This is a genomic window from Arenibacter catalasegens, from assembly GCF_002909235.1.
In the GTDB taxonomy this organism is placed as follows: domain Bacteria; phylum Bacteroidota; class Bacteroidia; order Flavobacteriales; family Flavobacteriaceae; genus Arenibacter; species Arenibacter catalasegens.
The window spans coordinates 32,664-49,175 of sequence record NZ_PHQQ01000028.1 but is presented as its reverse complement, the minus strand read 5'-3'; the positions used below and the strand labels follow the sequence as shown (position 1 = coordinate 49,175).

General features: G+C 34.7%; 16 protein-coding genes. 2 read left to right on the top strand and 14 right to left on the bottom strand.

Annotated elements, in window-relative coordinates:
- Positions 1-4: 4 nt before the first annotated feature.
- From ruvA to CWD90_RS18885, 8 genes are all read right to left on the bottom strand, one after another.
- Positions 5-586, bottom strand: a complete 582-nt coding sequence (gene ruvA / locus CWD90_RS18920) for a Holliday junction branch migration protein RuvA (protein WP_103477634.1) — start codon at positions 584-586, stop codon at positions 5-7.
- A gap of 59 nt (positions 587-645) precedes the next feature.
- Positions 646-2,940, bottom strand: a complete 2,295-nt coding sequence (locus CWD90_RS18915) for an NADP-dependent malic enzyme (RefSeq protein WP_103477633.1) — start codon at positions 2,938-2,940, stop codon at positions 646-648.
- A gap of 222 nt (positions 2,941-3,162) precedes the next feature.
- Complete coding sequence (gene queG / locus CWD90_RS18910) at positions 3,163-4,083, bottom strand: tRNA epoxyqueuosine(34) reductase QueG (RefSeq protein WP_103477658.1); 921 nt, start codon at positions 4,081-4,083, stop codon at positions 3,163-3,165.
- Positions 4,084-4,087: 4 nt separating this feature from the next.
- Positions 4,088-4,366, bottom strand: coding sequence for a cytochrome P450 (locus CWD90_RS18905; protein WP_103477632.1), 279 nt, complete (start codon positions 4,364-4,366; stop codon positions 4,088-4,090).
- An 828-nt stretch (positions 4,367-5,194) separates the two neighbouring features.
- Positions 5,195-5,725: an ORF6N domain-containing protein gene (locus CWD90_RS18900; RefSeq protein WP_103477630.1), complete on the bottom strand. Its 531-nt coding sequence runs from the start codon at positions 5,723-5,725 to the stop codon at positions 5,195-5,197.
- A 73-nt stretch (positions 5,726-5,798) separates the two neighbouring features.
- The gene (locus CWD90_RS18895) at positions 5,799-6,683 is read right to left on the bottom strand and encodes a tyrosine-type recombinase/integrase (RefSeq protein ID WP_103477629.1); all 885 of its coding nucleotides are present in this window, start codon (positions 6,681-6,683) and stop codon (positions 5,799-5,801) included.
- On the bottom strand, positions 6,670-7,605 hold the full coding sequence (locus CWD90_RS18890; protein ID WP_157941275.1) for a tyrosine-type recombinase/integrase: 936 nt from the start codon (positions 7,603-7,605) through the stop codon (positions 6,670-6,672). Before CWD90_RS18890 ends, CWD90_RS18895 begins: the two co-directional genes overlap by 14 nt.
- 90 nt (positions 7,606-7,695) lie before the next feature.
- On the bottom strand, positions 7,696-9,222 hold the full coding sequence (locus CWD90_RS18885) for a hypothetical protein (protein WP_103477627.1): 1,527 nt from the start codon (positions 9,220-9,222) through the stop codon (positions 7,696-7,698).
- Positions 9,223-9,364: 142 nt separating this feature from the next.
- On the opposite strand from CWD90_RS18885, the gene CWD90_RS18880 reads away from it, so the two are divergent.
- Positions 9,365-9,730 carry a helix-turn-helix domain-containing protein gene (locus CWD90_RS18880; protein ID WP_103477626.1) on the top strand — a complete coding sequence of 122 codons (366 nt, stop codon included), beginning with the start codon at positions 9,365-9,367 and terminating at the stop codon, positions 9,728-9,730.
- A 41-nt stretch (positions 9,731-9,771) separates the two neighbouring features.
- Here the strand turns inward: CWD90_RS18880 and CWD90_RS18875 are convergent, their stop codons facing one another.
- The 6 genes from CWD90_RS18875 to CWD90_RS18850 all read right to left on the bottom strand — a co-directional run bounded on the left by CWD90_RS18875 (position 9,772) and on the right by CWD90_RS18850 (position 15,978).
- A complete protein-coding gene (locus tag CWD90_RS18875; protein ID WP_103477625.1) occupies positions 9,772-10,230 on the bottom strand; it encodes a hypothetical protein in 459 nt (152 codons plus the stop codon).
- A complete protein-coding gene (locus tag CWD90_RS18870; protein WP_103477631.1) occupies positions 10,217-11,122 on the bottom strand; it encodes an RHS repeat-associated core domain-containing protein in 906 nt (301 codons plus the stop codon). The genes CWD90_RS18875 and CWD90_RS18870 overlap by 14 nt, the downstream gene beginning before the upstream one ends.
- Positions 11,123-11,950: 828 nt before the next feature.
- The gene (locus CWD90_RS18865; RefSeq protein WP_103477630.1) at positions 11,951-12,481 is read right to left on the bottom strand and encodes an ORF6N domain-containing protein; all 531 of its coding nucleotides are present in this window, start codon (positions 12,479-12,481) and stop codon (positions 11,951-11,953) included.
- A gap of 73 nt (positions 12,482-12,554) precedes the next feature.
- Positions 12,555-13,439, bottom strand: coding sequence for a tyrosine-type recombinase/integrase (locus CWD90_RS18860; protein WP_103477629.1), 885 nt, complete (start codon positions 13,437-13,439; stop codon positions 12,555-12,557).
- Positions 13,426-14,361: a tyrosine-type recombinase/integrase gene (locus tag CWD90_RS18855; protein WP_157941275.1), complete on the bottom strand. Its 936-nt coding sequence runs from the start codon at positions 14,359-14,361 to the stop codon at positions 13,426-13,428. Before CWD90_RS18855 ends, CWD90_RS18860 begins: the two co-directional genes overlap by 14 nt.
- A gap of 90 nt (positions 14,362-14,451) precedes the next feature.
- Positions 14,452-15,978 (bottom strand): hypothetical protein, encoded by a 1,527-nt coding sequence (locus tag CWD90_RS18850; RefSeq protein ID WP_103477627.1) that lies wholly within the window; start codon positions 15,976-15,978, stop codon positions 14,452-14,454.
- Between the two features lie 142 nt (positions 15,979-16,120).
- On the opposite strand from CWD90_RS18850, the gene CWD90_RS18845 reads away from it, so the two are divergent.
- Positions 16,121-16,486: a helix-turn-helix domain-containing protein gene (locus CWD90_RS18845; RefSeq protein WP_103477626.1), complete on the top strand. Its 366-nt coding sequence runs from the start codon at positions 16,121-16,123 to the stop codon at positions 16,484-16,486.
- The last annotated feature ends 26 nt before the right edge of the window (positions 16,487-16,512 follow it).

The window sequence follows — 16,512 nt, the reverse complement described above, 5'->3', positions numbered from 1 at the left end:
CTTGTTATAAATTTTTAAGCGCAAATTTTATAATGTCCTCTACGCTTAGTCCAGGATCTTGGCCAACTACTTTATCCACAACTTTTTCAGCTTGTTTGCGGACAAATCCAAGAACCTCTAATGCAGATAACGCTTCATCTTTGTTTGTATTGTTTGATGGAGCCGAAAGTTCATCTAAATCATAGACTTTTAAAACCTTGTCTTTTAGGTCCAAAATTACGCGTTGGGCCGTTTTGGCACCAATTCCCTTTATCCCCTGAATAGTTGGGACATCTCCAGTTGCAATGGCATCCCTTATTTGTCCCGGAGAAAGGGAAGACAACATAGTTCTTGCTATACTTGAGCCTATTCCTGAAACGGATAACAGCAATCTAAATATCTCACGTTCGGACTTTTCGGAAAATCCGAACAAAGTATGGGAATCCTCCTTGACCTGAAGATGGGTATACAACTGTACGCTCTCCGAGTCTCCAATTTTTGAAAATGTGTGCAACGAAATATTTACAAAATATCCCACACCTGCGCACTCGATTACAAGATGGGTTGGATTTTTTTCAACAAGCTTTCCTTTTAAATGGGTAATCATAATCTATTTCGTTTTTTAAGCTTAGGAACTTCTTGAAAATTGGGCTTTTTTCAATTATTTTATTTTCTGGATTTTGCCATTTTTCTCTTTTCTCTTTCTTGGGCATCAATAACAGCAACAGCGGTCATATTGACCATCTCGTCTACACTTGCCCCTAATTGAAGGATATGTACAGACCGTCTTAAACCTACCATAATTGGACCTATGGAATCTGCTTGATTAAGTTCTTTCAGCAACTTATAGGTAATGTTGGCCGACTCCAAGTTGGGGAAGATTAAGGTATTTACTTTTTTACCCGCCAATTTGGAAAAAGGAAATTTCCCTTGGTGCAAGTCCTTATTCAATGCAAAATCAATCTGTAACTCACCATCAACCAGTAAATCCGGATTGGAAGCGTGCAATATTTTCACCGCTTCTCTAACTTTTGTAGCCCGCGGATGGGAGGAAGAACCAAAATTGGCATAGGACAATAAGGCCATAACAGGAGTAAAACCAAAAGTGGTAGCCACATTTGCGGTCATCTTTGCTATTTCTGCAATTTCCTCTGCACTGGGGTCTATATTGATAGAGGTGTCCGCTAAAAATAATGGGCCCCTTTCGGTTATCATAATATTAACGGTAGATACCTTCTTAACATTGGCAGCTCTTCCTATTACCTCGAACACCGGCTTTACCACTGTAGGATATGCTCGGGAATATCCTGAAATCATTCCATCGGCATCGCCCTCCAATACCATCATTGCTGCAAAATAGTTGCGTTCCTTCATCTTTGCCCGTGCCCCGAACAGGCTTACGCCACTACGTTGTCTATTCTCAAAGTATTTTGCCGCATAATGATTTCTTTTATCATTGGCTTCATCTGCATGTGAGTCTATTACAAGAATATCGGCATCGAATTCGAGCTCCTTCATCAATTCTGCTATAATCACTTTATTTCCCAATAAAATTGGGGTTGCAATCCCTTCTTCATAGGCAATTTGGGCCGCTTTAAGGACATCCAAATGATCGGCCTCGGCATAAACAACCTTTTTAGGGTTCATTCTGGCACGGTCGTGCAACAAACGAACTATCTTATTGTCGTTACCAGAACGCTGAAGCAGTTCCTCCCTGTATTTATCCCAATCTTCAATAGGCATTTTAGCCACCCCACTGTCCATTGCAGCTTTTGCCACTGCTGGTGGGATTTCAGAAATTAACCTGGGATCAAAAGGTTTAGGGATTATATACTCCCTCCCAAAGGTTAACCTCGTTTGACCATAGGCGATATTCACCTGCTCTGGAACAGGTTCCTTTGTAAGCTCCGCCAATGCCTTAACAGCAGCCATTTTCATAGCTTCGTTAATTTTGGTGGCCCTAACATCCAGTGCACCTCTAAATATAAAAGGAAATCCTAAAACATTGTTTACTTGATTAGGATGATCGGATCTACCTGTGGCCATTATAATATCCTTTCTAGTTTTTACGGCCAGATTATAATCTATTTCCGGATCAGGATTTGCCATAGCAAACACAATGGGATCCTTAGCCATGGATAATAACATATCCGCAGAAACGATATCTTTTACGGAAAGGCCAATAAACACATCGGCATCTTTCATGGCATCTTCCAAGGTGTCAATTTTTCTATCCGTGGCGAACTCTAACTTTTCTGCTGATAAGGTATCACGATCACTACGGATAACGCCTTTACTATCCAACATTACTATATTTTTATCACTTGCCCCAAATGCCTTGTATAGACGAGTGCAAGAAACAGCAGCAGCACCTGCTCCACTTATTACAATACGGACATTACTTATTTTTTTCTTAGTAAGTACCAAGGCATTCAATAGCGCGGCGGCTGAAATTATGGCCGTTCCGTGTTGATCATCGTGCATTACCGGAATATCCAATTCCTCTTTTAATCGTCTTTCAATTTCAAAAGCTTCAGGAGCTTTTATGTCCTCCAAATTAATTCCTCCAAAGGTTGGGGCTATTATCTTTACAGTTTCTATAAATTTTTCAACATCGGTAGTATCCAATTCAATATCAATTCCATCAATATCAGCAAAAATCTTGAACAACAGACATTTCCCTTCCATTACCGGTTTGGACGCCTCGGGACCTATATTCCCCAATCCAAGTACAGCAGTTCCATTGGATATTACCGCCACTAAATTACCCTTGGCAGTATACTTATATACGTTATCCTTGTCCTTGGCAATTTCCAAACAAGGTTCAGCAACTCCAGGGGAATAGGCAAGACCTAAATCCCTTTGGGTAGCATAGGGTTTCGTAGGCACGATTTTAATTTTTCCCGGCTGTGGTTTGGCATGGTATACTAAAGCCTCCCGTCTGGTTTTTTGCTTGCTCATAAAGTGTTGTTTAGAAAAACAAAGTTAACAGTATTCTTTAAAATAAAAGGATTTAAAAAAGTAATATCCCGTAGTTTTAATACAAGTTTAGACAATTAATTTTCAAAAGCTCCGGTTGGCAATGTCTCCCATTCCAAAACCATTGCCGAAATTTCATAAAGGCGGCCAACTCCTCAAGATATAAGATTTTTGGTCCGAAGCCTATCCCAATATCAAAAAATACTATTTCAAAAAATCAATATTTCTTTTAAGTCCCGAAAATTTGGTCCGTTTTACGGCAGATTTCTGAAACACCTTTTTAAATACATCCTCTGTAATTTCCTCCCAGTCCTTTTTGGTCATGGAAAGTAATTCGGGATGGGGATTAAACAAAGGTTCTTGGTGCGGTTTAGAGAAGCGGTTCCAAGGGCAAACATCTTGGCAGACATCACAACCAAACATCCAATCATCCATTTTACCTTTAAAATCTGTAGGAATTTCGTTCTTTAATTCAATGGTAAGGTATGAGATACACTTACTGCCGTCAACTACATAAGGCTCTACAATAGCCTGCGTAGGGCAGGCATCGATACAGGCAGTGCAGGTGCCACAATGATCTGTTACCCTATGGTCATACTCCAGTTCCAAATCCAAAATCAGTTCTGCAATAAAATAAAAAGACCCCACTTGCTGGGTCAGTAGATTACTATGTTTCCCTATCCAACCTAACCCGCTCTTTGCGGCCCAAGCCTTGTCCAACACAGGGGCGGAATCTACAAAAGCCCTGCCGTTTACTTCTCCTATCTCCTGTGCAATAAATTCTTGAAGTTCTTTTAATTTGGATTTAATAATATGATGATAATCCTGTCCGTAAGCATATTTAGACAGCTTAATAGTCGCAGGTTTTTGCGTTTCTTCCGGAAAGTAATTAAGGAGAAGGGAAATCACAGATTTAGACCCTTCCACCAATTTAGTGGGATCCAAGCGCTTATCAAAATGGTTTTCCATATAGCCCATTTCCCCATGCATGTTCTTATTTAGCCACGTTTCCAACCTTGGGGCTTCCTCTTCTAAAAATTCGGCTCTGGAGATACCGCACGACAAAAAACCGAGGCGTTTGGCTTCGGCCTTAATGAGTTGGGTATGTTTATGAATGTTTTTCAAATAATTATCTTTCTTTAAAGAGTAAAGGTACACACTTTGGCTTCAGAGAAATTAGCGGGTTAATCTCTACGCTTGCCAAGGAACTGGAAATTTGAAATTTCTTCACAATTTCCGCTATAGCTATGATCATCTCAGCCATAGCAAAATTATTACCCACACACATTCTAGGACCCGCCCCAAATGGATAATAGTTTATGCGTTTTTTTTCTTCGGACACCCTTTTTTCAGAGTGTACTATCTCTAAAAAAGAAAAATTTTGATATTTAAGTTTGGTGCATCCCATTGAACCTACAATATATAAACTTTTGAGTAATTGCCACGCAAGTAATATCCAGTATTTTCATTCTTCAAAAACCTCTGTATATTCCTTGCTTCCTTTTCCTCGATATGTTACATAATTGGCATTATAATACTGCCGACTTCGTCCACGCTTAAAAAACCAAAGCCGTAAGTTATAATGTAAATTATGTAAAATACTCCCTTTCGCCTGACTTCCGACGCTCGGTTTTAAACTTGGATTGAAGTTTTTAGATTTGATTATAAAAGATTGTAAATACTAACGCCTTTCAGTTGTTCCATTTTAAAAACCAACGGAACTCCAACGCTTTTTTCCGCCTCTGTTCCGCCAGTTTTCAAAACGTTTTGTCTGAAGTGCAAAACGTTCCGATAATAGTTGAAAAAGAGGTTGGCGAAGCGTTGGATTTTCAACTGTTATTGGAATGAGACAAACGATAGTGCGTTCAGCTTTTTAGTTCCAAAGTTTGTTGTTCAGTTCGGATTTGAGCGTTGGATGAGCGGACATTTTACATAATAGCAGTTATAACTATCGCCCGAATAATATGCGCCTGATAAGGCTACAAAAAGGGAAGTATTATAACTACTATTATGTAACTTTGCTTTGGGTAATTTTTGGTGTGAGCGTTGGGAACAGCTCTTTACTTTTTTAAGGATCCTAACTTTATTTAAACAACTGATTTTCCTTAAAAAAGTAATGTGCTGTGTGCGGGTTTTTTCGGCAACCAAAAATTACATTTAGCGTTGGCGAGCGGAACAAAACAAAATACAAAGGTTTTTGAAGTATGATAAAGTTGGATTTTGTTTTGTGGGGATTTTACTTTCTATCCTTTTTGTAACCTATTTTCGTTCTTGGCTTTTCGTTATCTTTCTTATCAATTAATTCATCCAAATAATTAAAGACCAGTTCAATATTTTTAGAGTGATTTGTTAACTTCTTTTTGATTTCTTCAACATCAAGTTTTAAACTTAAATTATCTGTTAGCATTTCACGTAACTTGGTAAAAATCCTCATTATTTGGATATTAACTGCAATCGCTTTTTTGCTATTTATAGCACTCGACAACATCAGTACACCGTGTTCCGTAAATACATAAGGTAATTTTCTTCTTCCTCCCCAACTTGGTGTCGCATTTTGCGACTTCAAAGTTTCCCATTCAATTTCGGTTAACTGGAACATAAAATCATCAGGAAACCTATCTATATTTCTTTTTACTTGTTGATTTAAAACTCTTGTTTCTACTTCGTAAAGTTCTGCTAAATCACTATCTAACATTACTTTTTGGTCCCTTATATAGTAAATCTTACTGATAACTACTTCGTCTGGTATGATTAATTTGTTGCTCATTTATTATAAATATTTGACAAAAATAACAACTTGATGTCACAAATTGTGATATCAAGTTTGATATTATTTTCTTTTAGCTAATTGGATGAAAATTATTTACTATTTCGTGCAGGTTTTCCAAGTCATCTTGCAAGTATCTTTCGGTTGAACTTATGTAACGATGTCCAGCTAAATATTGCACCTTTCTTAAATTATATTGACCTAACCAATTTGTAATTACTGATGCTCTAATCTGTTTTATATTTTCTGCTTTTTGATTGTACTTTTTTAACTTTTTAAAGATGTGATAAACGATTGAGTTAAAACGTGCATTCGTTGGAAAAAGCTGTTCGCTATGGTTTTGCAGTCTGTCTTGGATTGTTGGCCGAACTTCGTTCAGGTATTCCATAAACTCCATTATTTGCCAAGGTTTTAATTCCAGTTCCCTGGCGTTACTTCGTTTGGCACTTGGAACATAAATCTTTCCTTTTGAGAGTTGTAAATGTTCTATTTTTAAGTTGCCTAAATCTGTTGTATTTAAGCCTTGATAAACGATTAATCCAATAATTACCTTTGCTCTTTTTAAAGTGTACTTGTGATATTCTTCTTGATATTTATCCGTTTCAAAACTATAATATAAATCCTCTAATTCATCAGCTTCAAGTAAGTTGTAATTGACTGTTCTTTTCACGCCTTTTATAGTTGTATTCTCGATTGGATTATCACTTCTACAAGCTTCATCAATTAAGTAATTAAAGTAAATTTTTACGGTTCGTAATCTGTGGTTTATTGTCTTTTTGGTCGTTCCTTTTCGAGTAAGATATTTTATGTATTTCAGACAATTTTTATAATCGATTTCGGTTGCTGTTGTACTATTTCTGTTGCACCATTTTATAAAGCTTTGTATTTCCGTAGTGTAAACCTTGATTGTGGTTTTGCTGTAATTCTGCTGTTCTAAAAATTCGCTATATGGTTTCATCTTCAAGTGTTTTAAGTAAGTGTGTATAGATTTGAGTGCTTTCTAAACTGCTATGTCCTAAAAAGGTTTTGATGCTTTCTAATGGTACTTCTCGCTGTAATAAATGTGTTGCTATTGAGTGTCTTAAAATGTGAAGTGTAATATGTTTTTCTTCTATATTTTTATTATTCGTAGCTATTACAATTACTTTTAATCGATTGGCAAAACTCATTCCTTGCATTCGTGTTCCGTTCTTATTGATAAACAAAGCTTCACTTAAATTGGATTGATAAAATTCTGGTCGAGCTTCAAAAATGTAATCTTCCAATATTTCTGCATTCTTTCTGTTGATTGGTATAAATCGTTCTTTGTAATTTTTCCCTTTTCTAACAAATACTCTTTCCTTATCAAAATAGATGTCGCTTAAATCCAGATGTACTGCTTCATTTCTTCGTAATCCACAACTATATAATATTGCTAAAATGGCTTTATCTCTTAATCTAAATCGACTTTCTGTATGACTTAATTCTGTTGCTTCAAAGAGTTCCTTTATTTCGTCTTGGGTCAATATATTTATCTTTTCTTCTGTTGGATTGGTTTCGCTTTTTAGATGAACATTAAAGTCGTTATAGTTGTGGTTCTGTAAATATTCCTTGAACTTTTTTAGAGCTTGTTGGTGTTTGTTGAGATAGCTTTTACTTAAACTTCCGCTTGTTCGTTCGTTGGCTCTTTCCTTCAGTTCGCTGTAATATTCCTTTATTGTTTTTGGCGTGATGTCTGTTAGCTTTTTGATGTTCTGCTTTTCAACATAATAAAAGAACTCTTGTAAATGATTTGGTAATTGATAGACTGTACTTTCTGCATAACCCAAGATGTCCAACCATTCTTTATAATTGGCAACGAACATTTTAAATACCTCGTTTTGTAGCTTTAATTTTTTCACTTCGGTATGTGTTTTTTGGGATTTTGTGAACTACTTATTTAAGTTGTTGATTTTCAGTTATGTTATTAGTCCATTTTACTGATTGAACTATTATGAACCATTTGAACTTCTTAACCTATTGATAATGCTCTGCAATAGGTCTTTTATTTGCTTGTTCGTGGTTTCGTAATCATCATAGTTTACGATTTCATATACATAACCTTTTCGCTTATTTCCTTTGGCTTTCTGTATGAGTTCCGCTAATTGTAATTGCAACATATATCGTTTTTGGTTGCTTGGATTTACTCGTAAAACTCTACGGATTTCAGCATTCGTAAAAGTTGTCTGATTCTCTTTTGTTAAATAAGCCTTGAGGCTTTCAAAAAATTGTCTGCAAGCTCCATTGAGTAAATCACTTTTTCGTAGTAAAACCTCTTGTATAAGCTCGTTGGCTTCTTCAATATCCTCAATCGTGGTTTCTATAAATTCTTCTCCTGTTTCGGTATCGTATTGCTTTTCCCTTTGGTATTGCTTGTAAAATGTAACGACTTCAATAAATTGTAAATAGTGTGAGTTGGTTCGTCTTGGTTTAAAAACTGATTTCGGCAGTTCCAGATATTCTGCAAAAGGATTGATTACTTTTATTGGCTTTAAAATTCGCTGTACGTTTTTTAGTAATTCTCTTGATTGGGTTTCGTCCTGCTCATTTAATTTGCCTGCGGAGGCTCTCCGCTGGTAATCCATTATTTTTTGGTCTTGTTCTTCGCTTTCATCGATATACAAAAGGAAGTTTCTATTTGAGTTATCTTCGTAAATACTTTCGCGAGTGGTGCAACCTGCAACACTTACAGGACCTTCAACCGTTAGATGTATGGTTTTGGTCGTTCCTTTGGTGTCTTTATGCACGACTGTTTTTGTAATGCGTTTTTTAGATTGCAGTTCCCGAAGTGGATAGAGTACGCTTTCCGCTCCGTCTAAATCTTCTATTAAAATAAGTTTGTGTTGTAATTCTGTTCTGTTGAAGTAATAAAAAGCGTTGGCAGATAAGACCGTGATTTCGATTTTGTCTTCTTCCGGGATAAGTTCCGATACTTTACTTTGTAAATGCGTCTTGCCAACTCCGGAACTTCCCAAGCTGATGCAATGCAATGGATTATTTGTCTTTCTGCTCGTGAAGATTAAAAACATCGTTTGTCTGTTGTGTTCTTCTCCGATTACTCCAGACTTTCCTATAAGTTCATTGGTTCGCTTTAGTAGATTGGGTTTCTTTAAAAATGTAATGGCTTGTTTTTCCTCTGTTCCTGTGAGTTCCTTAAAATAGGGTTGGTGCTGTTTCTCGTATTCTTCAATCAATAAAAATCTGTAATTCTCTAATTCTCTGGTTAAATCTTGTAACGTTCTACGTGCTACACTTGTTCCAATTTCCAAGCGTTCTGCAATCTTTCGAGTAAACTTTTCTATTTGGTTATCGTTGTATAAATCTATTGAGTGCCTTAAAACATTATACTCTTTTGGTTTCTGTACGCTTATGGTTATTCGTAAACTCTCTAACTTGTTGATTTTGATTCCTCCCAGAATGTGGATTTCAAGATATTTTGTAGTGTATTCGTAGTTGTTTGGATTAGTTGTGTTGAGCATAGTAAAACTATTTTATTCGATTTTCGATACTTCAAAAATACAATTATATTTCTTTTATCGAACATTAATAATTTACTATTTCACTAATATTTCATATTTATATCGTTTTTCGCTACTTTTACAACTTCTAATACAGATTTATATGAGTTTAGCTGATAACATTAAAAAATTAAGAGAAGATAAAGAGCTTCGACAAAAAGAAGTTGCTAACGCTCTTGATATTGGTTATTCCAACTACAATAAGATTGAGAATGGTAATCGTGAGATTTCTGTAAAAGAGTTACAGCGACTTGCAGAGTTTTATAATATTAAGGTTGACCAAGTGATTAACCTTAATGATGGTTTGCCTAAAGAAGTTGTTATAGAAGATAAGCAAGCACAAGAACAGTTGCGTTTGATTTCTGAACTTGATACTGATGATAGAGCCATTATCTTTAAGATGATTGATAAAATGCTGACCTCTAAAAAGTTTAAGGATTTCTTTAATAAAAATGTAGCTTCACTTTAGAGCATAAAAAAACCACCTCGTTAAAGGTGGTCTTATGTTACTTATTCCGTATCGGTTAAATTTTTTAAGAGATTTGTAAAATCTTTATCAATCCTGTAATTTTTGTTCTTTACACTAATTACACTTCCGTTACCACAAATGGTATCACTTTTTTTAGATTGATAAATCAATATCATTTTAAATCGTACATCAATATTCTCTGTATAGTTTCCTTGTCGTACGGTTCTATCAATTGATTCAGTAATTTCACTTATACTACTCTTGTCTTTAAGTATCTTTTTCTTCAAAACTTTATCAAATATTTGCTCTAATTCATTACAGGCAACACGTGTAAAAGTTTGAGTAGTCAAATTTTCATATAATATTATTAGCTCAATAACATTATCTTCTTTACTTATTATTTTTGCGGTATCTTTATTTTTCGCATTGTTACAGGCTAAAGTAATTATCAGTACAGCAAAAAACAATATTCCTATTTTATTTTTTTTAGTTCTGCCCATTTTCTTTCTTTTTAGGAACAGTTATTATTACTTCTTCTAATTGATTTGCTCTTTGAGTAGCATTTTTAGTTGACGTAGGGTCGGTAACATCCATTACTGTTCCATTGTGATTAGTCCTTGTGACTTCTCCTTTATTTATTTCGCCGTGCTTTTTAGCCGTTACTTGTTCTGAAGTTGTTATAACTCTTTTCTCTTCTTTAGTGTCATACGCAGGGTCATAACCTTCAATTGGGTCAATATCATTTTTAAACTGACCTGGATTTTCTTTATCCTGTAAAGCGTGGTCAATTTCGTGGTCTAATACAGTAGCAGGAGATAAAATATGTCCTTCATCTGTCTCAACTGCTGCCGTTGGGTCAAAGTAAATTGCTCCCTCACTTGGTCTATAAAAAGACCCTTTTCCTGTGTTATCAACTAATTCGGTTCTTCCTGATTCATTCAATACTGCCATTTTCCCAGAAGTGCCTTTACTGTTCATAAACTTAACAGTTTTAGCAAATTGTGTTTTAAACTTTGGGTCAGTTCCTTTTCTATATACAAGTTCTAATCCCTCAAGTTCAACACCTAAACCAAGTTTATTTTCCTGAAAAGCATATGTAGAGTTATAAGGATATTTACTAGCTAAAGGGTCAACAGCAACAAATCTAGCAATTGCAGGGTCATAATGCCTATACTTAAATTCAAGCATATTGTAACCGAGCTCTTTCGAGATTTCTTGACCTTGGTACGTTTTATAGTTGTATTCAGTACCATTGACCACATTATTGTACCCTTTGTGTTCAAGCCCAAATGGATAATAGTTTATGCGTTTTTTTTCTTCGGACACCCTTTTTTCAGAGTGTACTATCTCTAAAAAAGAAAAATTTTGATATTTAAGTTTGGTGCATCCCATTGAACCTACAATATATAAACTTTTGAGTAATTGCCACGCAAGTAATATCCAGTATTTTCATTCTTCAAAAACCTCTGTATATTCCTTGCTTCCTTTTCCTCGATATGTTACATAATTGGCATTATAATACTGCCGACTTCGTCCACGCTTAAAAAACCAAAGCCGTAAGTTATAATGTAAATTATGTAAAATACTCCCTTTCGCCTGACTTCCGACGCTCGGTTTTAAACTTGGATTGAAGTTTTTAGATTTGATTATAAAAGATTGTAAATACTAACGCCTTTCAGTTGTTCCATTTTAAAAACCAACGGAACTCCAACGCTTTTTTCCGCCTCTGTTCCGCCAGTTTTCAAAACGTTTTGTCTGAAGTGCAAAACGTTCCGATAATAGTTGAAAAAGAGGTTGGCGAAGCGTTGGATTTTCAACTGTTATTGGAATGAGACAAACGATAGTGCGTTCAGCTTTTTAGTTCCAAAGTTTGTTGTTCAGTTCGGATTTGAGCGTTGGATGAGCGGACATTTTACATAATAGCAGTTATAACTATCGCCCGAATAATATGCGCCTGATAAGGCTACAAAAAGGGAAGTATTATAACTACTATTATGTAACTTTGCTTTGGGTAATTTTTGGTGTGAGCGTTGGGAACAGCTCTTTACTTTTTTAAGGATCCTAACTTTATTTAAACAACTGATTTTCCTTAAAAAAGTAATGTGCTGTGTGCGGGTTTTTTCGGCAACCAAAAATTACATTTAGCGTTGGCGAGCGGAACAAAACAAAATACAAAGGTTTTTGAAGTATGATAAAGTTGGATTTTGTTTTGTGGGGATTTTACTTTCTATCCTTTTTGTAACCTATTTTCGTTCTTGGCTTTTCGTTATCTTTCTTATCAATTAATTCATCCAAATAATTAAAGACCAGTTCAATATTTTTAGAGTGATTTGTTAACTTCTTTTTGATTTCTTCAACATCAAGTTTTAAACTTAAATTATCTGTTAGCATTTCACGTAACTTGGTAAAAATCCTCATTATTTGGATATTAACTGCAATCGCTTTTTTGCTATTTATAGCACTCGACAACATCAGTACACCGTGTTCCGTAAATACATAAGGTAATTTTCTTCTTCCTCCCCAACTTGGTGTCGCATTTTGCGACTTCAAAGTTTCCCATTCAATTTCGGTTAACTGGAACATAAAATCATCAGGAAACCTATCTATATTTCTTTTTACTTGTTGATTTAAAACTCTTGTTTCTACTTCGTAAAGTTCTGCTAAATCACTATCTAACATTACTTTTTGGTCCCTTATATAGTAAATCTTACTGATAACTACTTCGTCTGGTATGATTAATTTGTTGCTCATTTATTATAAATATTTGACAAAAATAACAACTTGATGTCACAAATTGTGATATCAAGTTTGATATTATTTTCTTTTAGCTAATTGGATGAAAATTATTTACTATTTCGTGCAGGTTTTCCAAGTCATCTTGCAAGTATCTTTCGGTTGAACTTATGTAACGATGTCCAGCTAAATATTGCACCTTTCTTAAATTATATTGACCTAACCAATTTGTAATTACTGATGCTCTAATCTGTTTTATATTTTCTGCTTTTTGATTGTACTTTTTTAACTTTTTAAAGATGTGATAAACGATTGAGTTAAAACGTGCATTCGTTGGAAAAAGCTGTTCGCTATGGTTTTGCAGTCTGTCTTGGATTGTTGGCCGAACTTCGTTCAGGTATTCCATAAACTCCATTATTTGCCAAGGTTTTAATTCCAGTTCCCTGGCGTTACTTCGTTTGGCACTTGGAACATAAATCTTTCCTTTTGAGAGTTGTAAATGTTCTATTTTTAAGTTGCCTAAATCTGTTGTATTTAAGCCTTGATAAACGATTAATCCAATAATTACCTTTGCTCTTTTTAAAGTGTACTTGTGATATTCTTCTTGATATTTATCCGTTTCAAAACTATAATATAAATCCTCTAATTCATCAGCTTCAAGTAAGTTGTAATTGACTGTTCTTTTCACGCCTTTTATAGTTGTATTCTCGATTGGATTATCACTTCTACAAGCTTCATCAATTAAGTAATTAAAGTAAATTTTTACGGTTCGTAATCTGTGGTTTATTGTCTTTTTGGTCGTTCCTTTTCGAGTAAGATATTTTATGTATTTCAGACAATTTTTATAATCGATTTCGGTTGCTGTTGTACTATTTCTGTTGCACCATTTTATAAAGCTTTGTATTTCCGTAGTGTAAACCTTGATTGTGGTTTTGCTGTAATTCTGCTGTTCTAAAAATTCGCTATATGGTTTCATCTTCAAGTGTTTTAAGTAAGTGTGTATAGATTTGAGTGCTTTCTAAACTGCTATGTCCTAAAAAGGTTTTGATGCTTTCTAATGGTACTTCTCGCTGTAATAAATGTGTTGCTATTGAGTGTCTTAAAATGTGAAGTGTAATATGTTTTTCTTCTATATTTTTATTATTCGTAGCTATTACAATTACTTTTAATCGATTGGCAAAACTCATTCCTTGCATTCGTGTTCCGTTCTTATTGATAAACAAAGCTTCACTTAAATTGGATTGATAAAATTCTGGTCGAGCTTCAAAAATGTAATCTTCCAATATTTCTGCATTCTTTCTGTTGATTGGTATAAATCGTTCTTTGTAATTTTTCCCTTTTCTAACAAATACTCTTTCCTTATCAAAATAGATGTCGCTTAAATCCAGATGTACTGCTTCATTTCTTCGTAATCCACAACTATATAATATTGCTAAAATGGCTTTATCTCTTAATCTAAATCGACTTTCTGTATGACTTAATTCTGTTGCTTCAAAGAGTTCCTTTATTTCGTCTTGGGTCAATATATTTATCTTTTCTTCTGTTGGATTGGTTTCGCTTTTTAGATGAACATTAAAGTCGTTATAGTTGTGGTTCTGTAAATATTCCTTGAACTTTTTTAGAGCTTGTTGGTGTTTGTTGAGATAGCTTTTACTTAAACTTCCGCTTGTTCGTTCGTTGGCTCTTTCCTTCAGTTCGCTGTAATATTCCTTTATTGTTTTTGGCGTGATGTCTGTTAGCTTTTTGATGTTCTGCTTTTCAACATAATAAAAGAACTCTTGTAAATGATTTGGTAATTGATAGACTGTACTTTCTGCATAACCCAAGATGTCCAACCATTCTTTATAATTGGCAACGAACATTTTAAATACCTCGTTTTGTAGCTTTAATTTTTTCACTTCGGTATGTGTTTTTTGGGATTTTGTGAACTACTTATTTAAGTTGTTGATTTTCAGTTATGTTATTAGTCCATTTTACTGATTGAACTATTATGAACCATTTGAACTTCTTAACCTATTGATAATGCTCTGCAATAGGTCTTTTATTTGCTTGTTCGTGGTTTCGTAATCATCATAGTTTACGATTTCATATACATAACCTTTTCGCTTATTTCCTTTGGCTTTCTGTATGAGTTCCGCTAATTGTAATTGCAACATATATCGTTTTTGGTTGCTTGGATTTACTCGTAAAACTCTACGGATTTCAGCATTCGTAAAAGTTGTCTGATTCTCTTTTGTTAAATAAGCCTTGAGGCTTTCAAAAAATTGTCTGCAAGCTCCATTGAGTAAATCACTTTTTCGTAGTAAAACCTCTTGTATAAGCTCGTTGGCTTCTTCAATATCCTCAATCGTGGTTTCTATAAATTCTTCTCCTGTTTCGGTATCGTATTGCTTTTCCCTTTGGTATTGCTTGTAAAATGTAACGACTTCAATAAATTGTAAATAGTGTGAGTTGGTTCGTCTTGGTTTAAAAACTGATTTCGGCAGTTCCAGATATTCTGCAAAAGGATTGATTACTTTTATTGGCTTTAAAATTCGCTGTACGTTTTTTAGTAATTCTCTTGATTGGGTTTCGTCCTGCTCATTTAATTTGCCTGCGGAGGCTCTCCGCTGGTAATCCATTATTTTTTGGTCTTGTTCTTCGCTTTCATCGATATACAAAAGGAAGTTTCTATTTGAGTTATCTTCGTAAATACTTTCGCGAGTGGTGCAACCTGCAACACTTACAGGACCTTCAACCGTTAGATGTATGGTTTTGGTCGTTCCTTTGGTGTCTTTATGCACGACTGTTTTTGTAATGCGTTTTTTAGATTGCAGTTCCCGAAGTGGATAGAGTACGCTTTCCGCTCCGTCTAAATCTTCTATTAAAATAAGTTTGTGTTGTAATTCTGTTCTGTTGAAGTAATAAAAAGCGTTGGCAGATAAGACCGTGATTTCGATTTTGTCTTCTTCCGGGATAAGTTCCGATACTTTACTTTGTAAATGCGTCTTGCCAACTCCGGAACTTCCCAAGCTGATGCAATGCAATGGATTATTTGTCTTTCTGCTCGTGAAGATTAAAAACATCGTTTGTCTGTTGTGTTCTTCTCCGATTACTCCAGACTTTCCTATAAGTTCATTGGTTCGCTTTAGTAGATTGGGTTTCTTTAAAAATGTAATGGCTTGTTTTTCCTCTGTTCCTGTGAGTTCCTTAAAATAGGGTTGGTGCTGTTTCTCGTATTCTTCAATCAATAAAAATCTGTAATTCTCTAATTCTCTGGTTAAATCTTGTAACGTTCTACGTGCTACACTTGTTCCAATTTCCAAGCGTTCTGCAATCTTTCGAGTAAACTTTTCTATTTGGTTATCGTTGTATAAATCTATTGAGTGCCTTAAAACATTATACTCTTTTGGTTTCTGTACGCTTATGGTTATTCGTAAACTCTCTAACTTGTTGATTTTGATTCCTCCCAGAATGTGGATTTCAAGATATTTTGTAGTGTATTCGTAGTTGTTTGGATTAGTTGTGTTGAGCATAGTAAAACTATTTTATTCGATTTTCGATACTTCAAAAATACAATTATATTTCTTTTATCGAACATTAATAATTTACTATTTCACTAATATTTCATATTTATATCGTTTTTCGCTACTTTTACAACTTCTAATACAGATTTATATGAGTTTAGCTGATAACATTAAAAAATTAAGAGAAGATAAAGAGCTTCGACAAAAAGAAGTTGCTAACGCTCTTGATATTGGTTATTCCAACTACAATAAGATTGAGAATGGTAATCGTGAGATTTCTGTAAAAGAGTTACAGCGACTTGCAGAGTTTTATAATATTAAGGTTGACCAAGTGATTAACCTTAATGATGGTTTGCCTAAAGAAGTTGTTATAGAAGATAAGCAAGCACAAGAACAGTTGCGTTTGATTTCTGAACTTGATACTGATGATAGAGCCATTATCTTTAAGATGATTGATAAAATGCTGACCTCTAAAAAGTTTAAGGATTTCTTTAATAAAAATGTAGCTTCACTTTAGAGCATAAAAAAACCACCTCGTTAAAG

Excerpts from the sequence above, each read along its gene's own strand:
- CWD90_RS18875 (WP_103477625.1), bottom strand. The coding sequence starts at position 10,230 with ATGGGCAGAACTAAAAAAAATAAAATAGGAATATTGTTTTTTGCTGTA.
- CWD90_RS18850 (WP_103477627.1), bottom strand. The coding sequence starts at position 15,978 with ATGCTCAACACAACTAATCCAAACAACTACGAATACACTACAAAATAT.
- CWD90_RS18865 (WP_103477630.1), bottom strand. The coding sequence starts at position 12,481 with ATGAGCAACAAATTAATCATACCAGACGAAGTAGTTATCAGTAAGATT.
- CWD90_RS18905 (WP_103477632.1), bottom strand. The coding sequence starts at position 4,366 with ATGGGATGCACCAAACTTAAATATCAAAATTTTTCTTTTTTAGAGATA.
- CWD90_RS18885 (WP_103477627.1), bottom strand. The coding sequence starts at position 9,222 with ATGCTCAACACAACTAATCCAAACAACTACGAATACACTACAAAATAT.
- CWD90_RS18870 (WP_103477631.1), bottom strand. The coding sequence starts at position 11,122 with ATGGGATGCACCAAACTTAAATATCAAAATTTTTCTTTTTTAGAGATA.
- CWD90_RS18900 (WP_103477630.1), bottom strand. The coding sequence starts at position 5,725 with ATGAGCAACAAATTAATCATACCAGACGAAGTAGTTATCAGTAAGATT.
- CWD90_RS18845 (WP_103477626.1), top strand. The coding sequence starts at position 16,121 with ATGAGTTTAGCTGATAACATTAAAAAATTAAGAGAAGATAAAGAGCTT.
- CWD90_RS18915 (WP_103477633.1), bottom strand. The coding sequence starts at position 2,940 with ATGAGCAAGCAAAAAACCAGACGGGAGGCTTTAGTATACCATGCCAAA.
- CWD90_RS18860 (WP_103477629.1), bottom strand. The coding sequence starts at position 13,439 with ATGAAACCATATAGCGAATTTTTAGAACAGCAGAATTACAGCAAAACC.
- CWD90_RS18880 (WP_103477626.1), top strand. The coding sequence starts at position 9,365 with ATGAGTTTAGCTGATAACATTAAAAAATTAAGAGAAGATAAAGAGCTT.
- ruvA (WP_103477634.1), bottom strand. The coding sequence starts at position 586 with ATGATTACCCATTTAAAAGGAAAGCTTGTTGAAAAAAATCCAACCCAT.
- CWD90_RS18895 (WP_103477629.1), bottom strand. The coding sequence starts at position 6,683 with ATGAAACCATATAGCGAATTTTTAGAACAGCAGAATTACAGCAAAACC.